This window comes from Enterococcus sp. R12, from assembly GCF_058135755.1.
The window spans coordinates 1,520,865-1,534,458 of the sequence record NZ_CM176874.1; the positions used below are offsets into that span (position 1 = coordinate 1,520,865).

General features: G+C 40.8%; 10 protein-coding genes. All 10 read left to right on the plus strand.

Features of this window, described 5'->3' with window-relative positions:
- The first annotated feature begins 59 nt into the window (after positions 1–59).
- The 10 genes from ACTW1R_RS06995 to ACTW1R_RS07040 all read left to right on the plus strand — a co-directional run bounded on the left by ACTW1R_RS06995 (position 60) and on the right by ACTW1R_RS07040 (position 13,346).
- The gene (locus tag ACTW1R_RS06995) at positions 60–2,072 is read left to right on the plus strand and encodes a beta-galactosidase (RefSeq protein ID WP_271814421.1); all 2,013 of its coding nucleotides are present in this window, start codon (positions 60–62) and stop codon (positions 2,070–2,072) included.
- 29 nt (positions 2,073–2,101) lie between these two features.
- Positions 2,102–3,274, plus strand: a complete 1,173-nt coding sequence (locus ACTW1R_RS07000) for an MFS transporter (protein WP_271814420.1) — start codon at positions 2,102–2,104, stop codon at positions 3,272–3,274.
- A gap of 62 nt (positions 3,275–3,336) precedes the next feature.
- Positions 3,337–4,245 carry an ROK family protein gene (locus ACTW1R_RS07005; protein WP_271814419.1) on the plus strand — a complete coding sequence of 303 codons (909 nt, stop codon included), beginning with the start codon at positions 3,337–3,339 and terminating at the stop codon, positions 4,243–4,245.
- 224 nt (positions 4,246–4,469) lie between these two features.
- On the plus strand, positions 4,470–5,522 hold the full coding sequence (locus ACTW1R_RS07010) for an LPXTG cell wall anchor domain-containing protein (RefSeq protein ID WP_489927544.1): 1,053 nt from the start codon (positions 4,470–4,472) through the stop codon (positions 5,520–5,522).
- A 295-nt stretch (positions 5,523–5,817) separates the two neighbouring features.
- The gene (locus ACTW1R_RS07015) at positions 5,818–7,341 is read left to right on the plus strand and encodes a helix-turn-helix domain-containing protein (RefSeq protein ID WP_271814415.1); all 1,524 of its coding nucleotides are present in this window, start codon (positions 5,818–5,820) and stop codon (positions 7,339–7,341) included.
- Positions 7,342–7,581: 240 nt separating this feature from the next.
- Complete coding sequence (locus ACTW1R_RS07020; RefSeq protein WP_489927545.1) at positions 7,582–8,490, plus strand: ABC transporter ATP-binding protein; 909 nt, start codon at positions 7,582–7,584, stop codon at positions 8,488–8,490.
- 2 nt (positions 8,491–8,492) lie between these two features.
- Positions 8,493–9,296 carry an ABC transporter permease gene (locus ACTW1R_RS07025; protein WP_489927546.1) on the plus strand — a complete coding sequence of 268 codons (804 nt, stop codon included), beginning with the start codon at positions 8,493–8,495 and terminating at the stop codon, positions 9,294–9,296.
- 107 nt (positions 9,297–9,403) lie between these two features.
- Positions 9,404–9,622 (plus strand): YneF family protein, encoded by a 219-nt coding sequence (locus ACTW1R_RS07030; RefSeq protein ID WP_005235432.1) that lies wholly within the window; start codon positions 9,404–9,406, stop codon positions 9,620–9,622.
- A 200-nt stretch (positions 9,623–9,822) separates the two neighbouring features.
- The gene (locus ACTW1R_RS07035; protein WP_271814410.1) at positions 9,823–11,571 is read left to right on the plus strand and encodes an ABC transporter ATP-binding protein; all 1,749 of its coding nucleotides are present in this window, start codon (positions 9,823–9,825) and stop codon (positions 11,569–11,571) included.
- Positions 11,571–13,346: an ABC transporter ATP-binding protein gene (locus ACTW1R_RS07040; RefSeq protein ID WP_010748035.1), complete on the plus strand. Its 1,776-nt coding sequence runs from the start codon at positions 11,571–11,573 to the stop codon at positions 13,344–13,346. The genes ACTW1R_RS07035 and ACTW1R_RS07040 overlap by 1 nt, the downstream gene beginning before the upstream one ends.
- The last annotated feature ends 248 nt before the right edge of the window (positions 13,347–13,594 follow it).

Genomic DNA, 13,594 nt, shown 5'->3' on the forward strand with positions numbered 1-13,594 from the left:
AATGTTTTATAGAATGTAAACACAAATATAAAAGCGGTTTCAAAGAGAGGGGAAGTTTTATGAGTAAGATTCACTACGGCGTTGCTTATTATGATGAGTATATGCCCTACGATCGGTTGCAAAAAGATATTGAAATGATGAAAGACGCGAATATCAATGTTGTGCGCATCGCGGAAAGTACTTGGAGTACCCATGAACCACAAGAAGGAGTTTTCGATTTTCAGTCGGTCCATCGTGTTTTAGATGCAATGCATGCAGCCGGAATTGATGTAATCGTAGGAACACCGACGTATGCTGTACCGACTTGGCTAGTAAAAAAATATCCGGAGGTATTGGTTACTACGAAAGAAGGAAAGAAAACGTACGGCGCGCGACAAATTATGGATATAACAAATCCTCAATACCTTTATTACAGTGAACGAATTATACGAAAGCTGATTGAGGAAGTCATTGATCATCCAGCGGTGATTGGTTTTCAGGTAGATAATGAAACGAAACATTATGGAACTGCAGGAGAAAATGTCCAGATTCAATTTCAAAAATATGTAAAAGAAATGTTCAGTCATGATTTGGAGGCAATGAATCAAGCCTTTGGTTTGTCTTATTGGAGCAATCGCATCAATGCTTGGGAAGATTTTCCATCTGTTAATGGTACGATCAATGGGAGCTTAGGCAGTGAGTTTTCAAAATTCCAAAGAAAACTTGTCACTGATTTTTTAGCATGGCAAGTTTCGATCGTCAATGAATATAAGAAAGATCATCAGTTTGTCATGCACAACTTTGATTTTGAATGGCGTGGCTATTCTTTCGGCATTCAACCAGACGTCAATCATTTTGAAGCTGCAAAACCTCTCGATGTTACTGGAATTGATGTTTACCATCCTTCACAGGATGAACTCACGGGAAGAGAGATTTCATTTGCGGGAGATGTTGCTAGGACAACAAAAGATCAAAATTATTTTGTTGTTGAAACAGAAGCACAGGCCTTTAAGGAATGGGTTCCTTATGAAAATCAATTGCGATTGCAAGCGTTCAGCCATATTGCTTCAGGTGCATCAATGATCTGTTATTGGCACTGGCATTCGATTCATAATTCTGCTGAAACCTATTGGAAAGGTTTGTTAAGCCATGATCTGCAACCAAATCCAGTTTATAACGAAGCGAAAATTATTGGCTCAGAGTTGAAAAAATACCAAAAAGAACTTTCTGGGTTACAACAGAAAAATCAAGTTGCCTTTGTTGTCAGTAATGAAAGCTTGACAGCCATAAATGACTGGTTCCCGTTTTCTGGTCATGAATTATATAATAACGGTGCGCATGGCTACAATGATATTTTTCGTCAACTATATGACGAACTTTATAATTTGAATGTTGGCGCTGATGTAATAAGTGTTGGTGATGAACGAATCAACCGTTACAAGTTGCTGATCGTTCCAGCTTTATACACTGCTTCTGACACAGAACTGGCACAGCTAAATCAATTTGTGGAAAATGGAGGACATATTCTTTATACCTTTAAGTCTGGCTTTACGGATGAGCATGTGAAAGTTCGGACCACCGCTCAGCCAGGTTATATCTCGGAAGTTTGTGGGGTCCACTATCAGCAATTTGTTAAGCCAAAGAATGTGACTCTGTCATTCGCGGATGACGAAGCAACAACGTATGATATTTCTGAATGGATGGAACTGCTGGTCCCAACTACTGCAGAGACGATCGCTTCATACAATCATCAGCACTGGGGAAAATATGCAGCCATCACAAAAAATCATTATGGAAAAGGCACAGCAACATATATTGGGTGCTTTGCTTCAAATGAAGTGATTCGTAAATTATTCATTGAAATGTTGACCCATGCTCAAATTGAAAGACCCTCAGAAGCTTTCCCTGTAATTATCAAAAATTGTTTAAATGAACAAGGTCAAAAAGTATCTTTCTACTTTAATTATTGTAATGATCCTCAAAAAATTTGTCTCACCAAAGAATATTTTGACCTTTTTGAAAATAAGACAACGATTGCCGGAACGAGTGTTGAGCTAAACCCTTGGGACGTCAAAATATTCATTCAAAAGTAATAAAAGCCATCAAAAAAAGGAGTGTTTTTATGGAGAAAACAAGACCGAGAAGTGCCAGCTTTAAGCTAGCACTTCTCTCAATTTCATTGATGCTGCAATCGGGCGGAACAATTGCCATAGCGGTCTCTAAAATGAAAGAAACCTTTGTTGATCATTCGGCGACTGCCGTAGAATCCTTAGTAACTGCACCAAATATTACGATCATGATCTTTGTTTTACTAAGCACATTTTTAGTTAGAAGTTTAGGGACAAAGACGGTTGTATTATTAGGATTGACGATTGCTGGGATCAGTGGGATGGTTCCCATGATTACAGAAAATTATACAATTGTTTATCTGTCGCGTTTAGCGCTTGGTGCGGGGTTGGGAATGTACAATTCATTGGCTGTGAGTCTGATTGATTATTTTTATGAAGGGGAGCTTCGTAATAAAATGCTAGGCTATCAAACTGCTTTTCAAAGTTTAGGTCAGATGATTATGACCTTTTTAGCAAGTCAGTTGGCTGTGATCAGTTGGCAGTATGCATACATCGTTTATGGTTTAGCCTTGGTACCAGTTGTTTTGTTTCTTTTCTTTATTCCAACAATTCACACGAAGACTGAAGGCGATGAGAAAGATAAGGGAACGATCAAAATAAATTCTTTTACCATTCTATCGGCGCTAGGCTTCTTTTTCACCTTTGCATTTATTATGAATTTATACACGAAAGCAACAACGTTTGTTTTAGAAGCAAATTTTTCGAATGCCGAGTTTTTAGGCACTGCTCTATCATTGGCGACGATCGTCGCATTTATTTGTAATTTTTTGTATGGAAACATTGTAAAGTACACGAAACATTACACAATGCCTATTAGTTATCTTATTTTGGGGATCTCATTCTTTTTAATCTCGAACAGTTCGAGCATGTTCTCATTGACCGTAGCAATCTTTTTAGCCAGTGCGGGAGCAGCATTATATACACCCTATTCTTTTGGGATACTAATGCAAAAAGCACCGAGAAATGCGGCAAATTTAGCAGTATCAATTGGCATGGTAGGCGTTAATTTGGGTGTTTTCTTTTCCCCGTATATTATGTCTGCTATCAGCAACTTTTTTACTAACCAGTCAGCAGCATTCAGTATGCTTTCGTCAGGCTATGTCTTTACGGGCTTTGCTTTGATCACATTCTTCTTTAGTAAACAATTGAGAGTGTCAGAAAACTAACAAACTGAACGATTAGTTATGTAATTTAAAAACCAGTTCGATTAAAGAGCAGGAGTGGATAGATGAATTATTTAGGAATTGATGTTGGTGGTTCAGCAATCAAATTTGCATTGATCGATTACACAGGAAGCATCGTGGAGAAAAAACAACGTGTAACCCCGAATGATCTGACCGATTTCCTCGAAACGATTTCTTCTATTATTCAAAGCTATCATGACCAAATCAAGGGGGTAGGCATAAGTCTACCAGGTAAAATTGATACCAAAAAAGGAGTTGTGTATTTCGGGGGAGCACTAACGTATCTTCATGAATACCCACTAAAAAAATATATCGAAGAAACACACGGACTTCCTTGTGCATTGTCAAATGATGGAAAAGCCGCCGCGTTAGCAGAATGGTGGATTGGAAATCTAAAAGACTGTTCACACGGGGCAGCGATTGTCTTGGGTACAGGCATTGGTTGTGGTTTGATTCTCGACAACAAGCTTTATCAAGGAAGCAACTTTCAGGCTGGTGAGATAAGCTTTTTAGCAAATATGACTGGAGAACTATCTTTGGAACAACTAATTGGGTTGAAAGGTTCCGCTGTAGGCTTCGTGCAAAGTGGGGCAGCACTTTTAAATATGGAAGATCAGTATGACGGGAAAACTATTTTTGATGAACTAGTCAAAGGTGAGAATGTGGCGTTAAAGAAATTGTTTGTGGACTATTGTCAGCTGATTGCACGGATGATTATTAATTTGCAGGTGACACTTGATCTTGACAAACTAGTGATTGGTGGTGGCATTAGTGCCCAACCGATTTTAATACAAGAAATAAAACACCAGTACCGTTCAGTTCGAAAACAGTTACCACTTTTGGAAATGAATTTTAAAGAAATTAGCATCGAAGCTTGTCTTTACGGGAACGAAGCGAACCTCCTTGGTGCGGTTTATAATTTATTACTATCTATCGAACAAAGGTTTTCTTGAATAGTGGTTTCGATTAAATGGACGTAGAACAATCGTAAAATGTGTGAATAAGCACGCCCAATTGATTCCGTGGAAGACTAACAACAAATTCAGATGCTTTATAGCAAAGGGAAGATGCCATTTTATTGGGTCTTTCCTTTTTTTTTCGGCGCATGTTTTCTCTGAGAATTTATTATAATTTCCTTATCAAGTTATCTTGAAATATTCATTTAGGAAGTGAGGAAATGAGAAAACTGGTTGGAATTGTGTTGATTTTGCTGTTAGCGGGATTATTGCTGCTGGTGTTTGGTTTCGATCATACTTCAGCAAAAGAACGAGCCGGAGGGAATTTATCGTTTTCTGTTCAAACGAATCGAGTGATCTATGATGAAGCCTTGAAAGTCATTACGATCCCGGTACGGCCGAACAAAACGCTGACTTCACAAAACGTTTGTATCCGTTTAACTTATGGTTGGGATGGCAATGGACACAGTGAAAAGGTGATTGGTGAAACGTATCTAACAAATGTCGATTGGTTTTCAGGTGTTGAAAACTACTTAAGGATCTATGCTGAGATGGCCATCGATGAGATCAAAAGTGTGGATAAAGTAGATTTAGTTGTGATTTATGACGGTGAAACAACGATTACTGAAAACTTGAAGCCTAGTCAATGGCAGGTAATAACACCCCCGAGCTCTAGTGAGACCACGAACTCTGAGATAAGCGCAAGCTCTAAGGTGTCTGAAGAAACAAGCTCTTCCTTTAGTAGTATCGAACCGAAATTTAGCGACTCTCAATCGACGGATCCAAGGACTTCTACTACGGAAAACACAAGTCAGGATTCTCAAAGTATCGAAAGTAGTCACAATGCAAGTGAGTCAGAAAACTTCAACACCCAACCAATTAGTGAGAGTGAATCGACTCATATAACTAGGAGTCGAGAAACCACCGCAACAACAGGAACAACGACCGTTAGTGAAGCGGCATCTGAGAATCTTTCAGATTCAGAAACGAAACCAAACAAATTACCGCCTAACCAAAGTCAGTCAAGCAAGCGAAGTGTTTCCTCCAATGATCCCGTAGGCAAACAACTCGCTAAAGCATCGTCTTCAGTGAAAATGGAACAGGAACAACGTACGGAGACAAGCAGTGCTGAGGAGGTCAATGGAGCCTTACTACCGAAAACCGGCAGCAAAAATACGAGTATTCGCTATTTACTCTTTGGTCTAGGCGTGGTTATCCTTACTGTCTTCCTTTACTGGCTGAATCGAAAGTTATTTTCTGATGAGAGACAGTAAAGAAAAAAGCCGAGGATAATGAGAGAATTGATAACCCACGATTGGAATTTTCTTCCCCAGAAAGCACAATCACGTTTTGTTTTACCATTTTAACAAAAAGTCTGACGATCGTTTTGAGGCGTCAGACTTTTTTATGAAAATATACAGATAACGAAAGGAAAATTTGTTAAAAGTGATTTGACAGAAAAGAGCGCACGGTGGTACGATCACCAAACACTGCCAGCTTACAATTTTGTAAGATGACAAATTTAGGACAAAAACAGCGTTTGCTGATTATACGAGCGAGGGAAATTTCATGTTACAGGCACTTTTGGATACGACAGAAAAACAAATTTATGCGTTTCTAAGTTATTGTTACGAAACGAACAAGAAAGACTATACAATTAAAGAGCTCTCAGGTGTTTTCGATAGGAAAACCAACAAAATGCAGTCGATCGTTCAGCAAGTAGAGGTGTTTCGTGCACGCTATCCTCAGTTTACTTTGACCTATGATCGGCTGGAAAAAGAAGTGTCGATTGCTTTTTCTCCACGATTTCTATTGAGCCAAGCCTATAGTGTATTGTTGCAGGGAACCGTTGGGTTTATCTTGCTGGATGCACTCTTTCAGGGGGATTATCATTCCCTTGAACAACTCAGCCACAAAACCTTTAGCAGTCCCCGCACGATTCAACGAAAATTGCAGGAGTTAAATCATGTTTTGGCGAACTATCATTTGTCCTATAGTTTAAAAAAAGGTGATCCTTTAGCAGGTGCTGAATATGCGATCCGCTATTTTTATCATCTTACCTATTGGCAAATTTTTGATGAGAAGGACTCACAAGTCTTGGCATCGATCAAGGAGAAAGCGCAGGCTGAAGCGTTGTTTGAAACCCATGCTTCTTATATGAGAAAAATCGATATCGATAAATTTCTTCATCTATTCGCTATCTCCGTGCAAAGAATCCATCAAAAGCATCCGCTTTCGTTTTTACCCAACGAAGTACTTACCTTTGAGCACCCATTAATTGAAAAAAATCAGTTTGATCAGGTCTTTTTGAACCCATTGTTTCACAGGAATCATCTGCCGTTTTCTGAAATTTCGGAGGTTGAACGCAGCTTCTTGTATTATATGTTTGGGGTAATGAACACCTATCTTGAGGAGGATCTCGATGCTGCTAACATCTCGTGGCTGACTCAGCCAAAGTACCAGCAAGAAGCGCAGCTCGTTGAAAAACTAGCCGTGTATTTTCGGTTGACGTTTACAGAAGCCGAAAAAAACTATTTACTGGTTAATCTGGTCATGATCCATTCCGCCTCTAGCTGCTTTGGTACGCGACAAAAAAGCGATAGTTTTGGCAAAACAACCGACGAGCAAGAGCTGCAAGCCGCTTTTCCAGTGCTTTATCCAACCATGAAACGGTTTTTTTTGGAAGCGACTGTTTCTTTACCAGCGTTGCGTAGATTACTGCAAATGAATGATCGTTTGATTTTTCAATACTGTATGTTACTGAGAGTTATTTTTATCAAATATGAACAGCCGGTCACGTTCTCGATCCATTCGAAATACGGAAAAACGCAAGAGCTTTGGATCAAGAACCGCTTGATGAATGCCACGCATCGAGCGATGGCCCATTATTCGCTGTCTCAAAAACCAGATTTGGTGATCAGCGATTATCCGATCCATCAGGAATTTTCCGAGGAAGAACAGCCTTACCTCTTTTATTGGAATGGTCACCCAAGCGCAAAGGAGTGGAAACAGCTCAAGCAAGTGATCAAACAGATCAGAAGTGCCAAGAACAAGGCAGCGTTCGCCCAACTGGCATTCACCCAAACGGAGTGACCCCGCTATAAGATCGAGCAAATAGAACTTATAATTTTGCCAAGCGTTTGACCAGCAGCAATAGGGCAAACGTGAAAAGCAACAGTGATACAGGAAGTTGTCAAGAAGCAAAAACAGGAGCATCGATGTTCCTTTTTCACTTCTTGACTTTTTTTTACAGAGATGGCATGGTATACATATTATCATAACGTTTTTTATTTAAAATCGTTGCAGAAATGGTGTTAGGAAGAAGGGGTAACTTTGACAGAAGTATTAGCACTGCAAAATGTTTCCAAATTGATTGGAACCAAACGAATCATTGATGATGTTTCCTTTGTGGTGGACCAAGGACAAGTCGTTGGTTTATTAGGGCCCAATGGGGCAGGGAAGACGACGATCATCCGAATGATCGTTGGCTTGATGAAGCACAACACAGGATCGATTGCCATTATGGGAAATTTATTGGATTCTTCTTTTAAAACAGCGATTGCCTCAGTCGGAGCGATCGTTGAGAATCCTGAGTTTTATAATTATATGACCGGTTATGAGAATTTGATGCAGTATCAGCGTATGGCGATGAAAAAAGGCACAGCCTCTGAGCTAGAAGCCCTGATCCGTCAGGTGCATTTAGAAGGACATATCCATCAAAAAGTCAAAACCTATTCATTAGGGATGCGTCAGCGTTTAGGTGTTGCCCAGGCATTGGTCCATCAACCAGACTTATTAGTTTTAGATGAACCGATGAATGGCCTGGATCCTAAAGGCATGCGGGAGTTTCGAGAAATGATTCTTTCTTTGAGAGAAAAAGGAGTTTCTGTCTTAGTTTCCAGTCATCAATTAAGCGACATCGAACAAATTGCCGATCATTTGATCGTGGTGCAAAAAGGAAAAGTCACTCATCAAGTAGCAATGGCAGAGTTGAAAGCAGAGAAAAATGTGTTGATCATCACAACTGATGATAACTTGCAAACAGAAGCACTGTTAAAAGCTTCCTTTGACGTCGAGGTCTTGCATGTAGAAGACGAATTGCACGTCACGTTGCAATCAGATCAGCGTTCTGACATCGCTGCAGCGATCGTGACGGCGGGTATCGGCTTAAAAGAACTACGGACAAAGCAATCTTCTTTAGAAGATACATTCTTGGCTTGGACCGAAGAAGGAGGTTTGTAAGCATGCTGACATTGATAAAAAATGAATGGATCAAATTAACCAAAAAGCGTTCTACTTGGATCATGCTGCTTTTATTGGTTTTAATGACGTTTGGCTTGACCTATGTTGTACGCTTAGGTAGTCCAGAAATTGGGGCCAATGATTTATTTGCTTCTTTAAGCGATATGACGTCGTTCTTAAACTTATTTGTAGTGATTGTGGCGGCTTCTTCAGTGGCAGAAGAGTTCAGTCGTGGAACGATTAAGTTCTTATTGATTCGGCCTTTTTCCAGAAGCCAAATCTTAGCAGCAAAAGCCATCAACACGTTTTTATTTGCGCTGTTAGGGACCGCTGTTTTACTAATTAGTAGTTTAGCAGCTGCCAATTTATTTTTAGCAGCTGAATCACCTTTTGCTGCTACTGGCTACAACGGGCTAGCGGCGATTCTCGTTGCCCTTGTTTTTGCGGGAACCAACTTGCTATTGATTGTCTTTTATATTGCATTGACCCTCTTTATCTCAGCCGTCATTCGCTCTCAAAGTCTGGCGGTAGGCTTAGGCTTGGGTATGTTGTTTGGAAGCAGCATCATCAACTCGATCATGCTTTTTGCGCAAGAAAAATACCCATGGCTGAAGTGGAATCCATTTAATTTTATGAATATCAAAGAGCAGATACCGAGTGTATTAAGTAGTCCTGACATGCAGATGACTGCTTTTGATCCAGGATTGGGCTATTGGGAAATGGCGATCGGGATCCTTGTTTACAGTGTTTTAATCTACCTTTTAACAAATTGGTTATTCAACAAAAGAGATGTCGCATTAAGTTGAGGAAACGAGTGAAAGTTTTTGGATAAATCCAGCTTTCACTCTTTCTTTTTGTGTTTTTTTCTAGTAAAATGATTCATTGAGAGTACAAGAGAAAGGAGAGTTTTCGAATGGTTAGTGTAGGAATCGTAATCGTGATCGCTGTTGTTGCAGCATTACTAGGCGCTGTCGGCGGCTTCTTTTTGGCGCGTAAATATATGCAAGATTATCTAAAGAAAAATCCTCCCGTTAATGAGGATATGCTTCGCTCGATGATGATGTCAATGGGTCAAAAACCTTCTGAGAAAAAAATTCGTCAGATGATGCAGCAAATGAAAAACCAAAAGTAGGTTTTTTTCTAAAAAGCGGGCTGATTTTATCAGCTCGCTTTTTATTGCGGCAAAACGCAGCAACGAATAAAAAATGTCCCTAAGCTGCTTTTTCTGTTTACGTTCTGTAAATAGCGGGGAAGCAATCGAATCTGAATCCAATGAATATTCGGAAAAATCGCAAAATTTAGGCAACAGGTCATAAAGAAATGGAGAGTGTTATGTCAATATTTAGGAAGTTAGGTTGGTTTTTTAAACAAGAAAAGAAACATTATTTGTTAGGCGTAGGCTCTTTAGTCTTGGTCGCCTTGGTACAGTTGGCACCTCCCAAAGTTATCGGGATCATCATCGATGAGATTGCGGAAAAAGAGATCTCGATGCAGACGATCTTTTTTTGGGTCATGATCTTGATTGCTTCAGCCATCGCTCAATACGTGTTTCGTTTTGTCTGGCGAACGCATATCTGGGGCAGTGCCGCTCGGCTAGAAAAAACGTTACGCAGACAGCTATTTGCACATTTTACAAGGATGGATCAGTTGTTTTATCAAAAGCATCGGACAGGTGATTTGATGGCCCATGCCACCAATGACTTGAATGCCATCCAAAATGTGGCAGGGGCAGGGATTTTGACCTTTGCCGATTCCTTCATCTCGGGAGGGGCAACCATCATTGCGATGGTTCTCTTTATCGACTGGCGGTTAACGATCATTGCTCTATTGCCGCTGCCTTTCTTAGCAGTCATGGCACGGGTTCTTGGCAGCAAATTGCATGATGCGTTTCGTGACTCGCAAGAAGCATTTTCTTCTATCAACGACAAGGCCCAAGAAAGTATTACTGGGATGAAAGTCATCAAAACTTTTGGACAGGAAAAAGAGGACATCGCTGATTTTCAAACCAAAATCGACCATGCCATCATCAAAAACCGCAAAGTCAATTTTCTGGATGCCTTGTTTGATCCGTTTATTACGATCATCATCGGAATCTCCTATGTGCTGACGATCATCGTCGGCGGCAATTATGTCATGGACGGTACCATCTCGATCGGTCAATTGGTATCCTTCATCAGTTATATCGGTATGTTAGTTTGGCCGATGTTTGCCATCGGACGTCTGTTTAATGTGCTGGAACGAGGCAATGCTAGTTATGATCGGGTTGCCGAATTGTTGGCGGCAAAGACCCATATCATTGAAGCCAAAGATGCGGTCGATGCCCCAGCCCAAGGAACGGTTGACGTTAAAATCAATGATTTTCACTATCAAGGAGATGATTTTGCCCTGCAAGACATCCACTTTACTTTGCCTGCCGGGCAAACACTTGGTGTCGTCGGGAAAACCGGTGCTGGAAAAACCTCTTTGATGAAGCTCTTGTTGCGAGAGTATGATTCATTTGACGGGGCGATCACCTTTGGGGGCATTGACAGCAAGCAATACTCCTTGAATGCTCTTTTGGGGTCGATCGGTTATGTTCCGCAAGATCATTTCTTATTTTCCATGACAATTCGAGACAATATCCGCTTTGCGCAACCACGGGCTTCTCAAGCAGAAGTGGAAGCGGCTGCTGGATTGGCAGTGATCCACGAGGATATCAGTCAGTTTCCTGAAGGGTACGAAACGATGGTGGGAGAACGTGGTGTTTCTCTTTCTGGCGGACAAAAACAGCGTTTATCCATTGCCCGTGCTTTGATCACTGATCCAGAATTGTTGATTTTAGATGACGCCCTTTCAGCAGTAGATGCCAAAACGGAAGAAGCTATTTTACAACAGTTGCGGACGTTCCGTCAGAATAAAACAACGATCATTGCTGCCCACCGCCTAAGCAGTGTCAAGCATGCAGAAGAAATTCTGGTGATCGACAATGGGAAAATCAGTGAACGCGGGACCCATGAACAATTATTGGCTGCAAATGGCTGGTATAAAAAAATGTGGGACAAACAGCAACTAGAAGCCAAAATCGAAGGGAGTGAAGCCTAATGCAAGAATCAGAATGGAGTAAATCGATTCCCTTTAAAGAGCAAAAAAACATCATCAAACGAATGTTTCTTTTTGCCAAGCCATTTCGAAAAACCTTCTATGCAGCGATCTTTTTTGCTTTTGTGCTATCGATCGTCAATATCCTGTTGCCTTTGATCATTCAAACCTTTATGGATAATTATTTGACCAATCAAACGGCGACCCAGCAAGTCATTTATTTCTTTGCTGCATTGTATTTCTTTGGGGTGTTGGTAAAAGCTGTGATTTGGTTTTTCCAATGGTTCCTTTATTCGATGGGTTCTTTAAAAACCTATCAGTATATTCGAGCAAAATTATTTGAAAAATTGCATAGTCTTGGGATGCGCTATTTCGATCAGACGCCAGCGGGTTCGATCGTTTCACGGGTCAGCAACGACACAGAAACGTTGTATGAATTTTGGTATGTCTTCTTGATGGTATTGACAGGAATTTTTGCGGTGGTTTCTTCTTTTGCCGCCATGTTCCGCATCAACGTCAAAATTGCCTTACTGAACTTGATTTTTCTGCCGATCCTAATGGTAGTCATCTGGTATTATCAAAAATTCAGCTCTCGTATCTATCGTCAAATGCGGGAAAAACTGAGTCAGCTGAATACGAAATTGAATGAATCGATTTCTGGTATGCAGATCATTCAGCAATTCCGTCAAGAGGCGCGGCTGAATGAAGAATTCGAAGCGACCAACGATGATTATTTGAAAACCAGATACGCTATGATCCGCACGAATGCGCTGCTATTATCACCAATCATTAGTTTGTTGTATGCCTTAGCGATCGCCTTGTCGTTGACGGTCTTTGGGTTTGATGCCTTAGAATCGCCCATCGAAGTCGGGTTGATTTTCGCCTTTACGACCTATATTCAAGGATTTTTTAATCCCATGACACAGATGATGGATTTTCTCAGCGTCTTTACTGATGGGATGGTCGCCGGCAGCCGTATTCTAAAGATTATGGATAACGAAGAATACACGCCCCAGCAAAACCCCGATGCTAGTCAAACCATCACCAAAGGAAAAATCGAATTTCGCGATGTCAGTTTTTCCTATGATGGAAAAAACAACGTATTGAATCATATTTCTTTCATCGCCTATCCAGGTGAGACCGTGGCTTTAGTCGGTCACACAGGAAGTGGCAAGAGCTCGATCATCAATGTGTTGATGCGTTTTTACGAATTCGGGGAAGGGCAAATTTTGATCGATGATCAAGATATCCGCGACTTCACGATGGAAGAGCTTCGGAAAAAAGTCGGACTCGTATTGCAAGACGCCTTCATGTTTTATGGGGACATCGCTGACAATATCCGCTTATTGAATCAGGACATTCGTGAGGAACAGATCGAAGCAGCAGCAAAATTTGTTCAAGCAGATGCCTTTATTCAAAAATTACCTGGTAAATACCACGCCAAAGTGATTGAACGGGGCGCCAGCTATTCAAGTGGGCAGCGACAATTGATTTCCTTTGCCCGCACCATGGTGACCGATCCGAAAGTGCTGGTCTTGGATGAGGCGACTGCCAATATCGATACTGAAACAGAAGGACTGATCCAAGAAGGGTTGGCAAATATGCGTCAAGGGCGAACCACGATCGCGATCGCTCATCGATTGTCTACCATCCGCGATGCCGAGTTGATTTTGGTGCTTGATAAAGGCTCGATCGTCGAACGAGGCACCCATGATGAACTTTTGGCTCAAAAAGGGTTGTATGCCGATATGTACCGTTTGCAGGCAAGTGAAGTTTAATAGTTTTGATAGAAACGCTAACCTTAAAGACTTTCGTTTTTAAGGTTTTTTTGTACGAAAAAAGAAAGAAGGGATGAATATAAAAATAACGAACAAAGATTGACAGCGCTTTCTACCTTTGCTATGTTAAAGATAATAAAACTGGTTCTAATGGATAGTGATTGTTGATTTTTAACAAGCTAAACCTGATGAAGCTGCGGTATTTGCGCTGCTTTCATGAGGTTTTTTCTGTGTTGACTGTTGGCTCA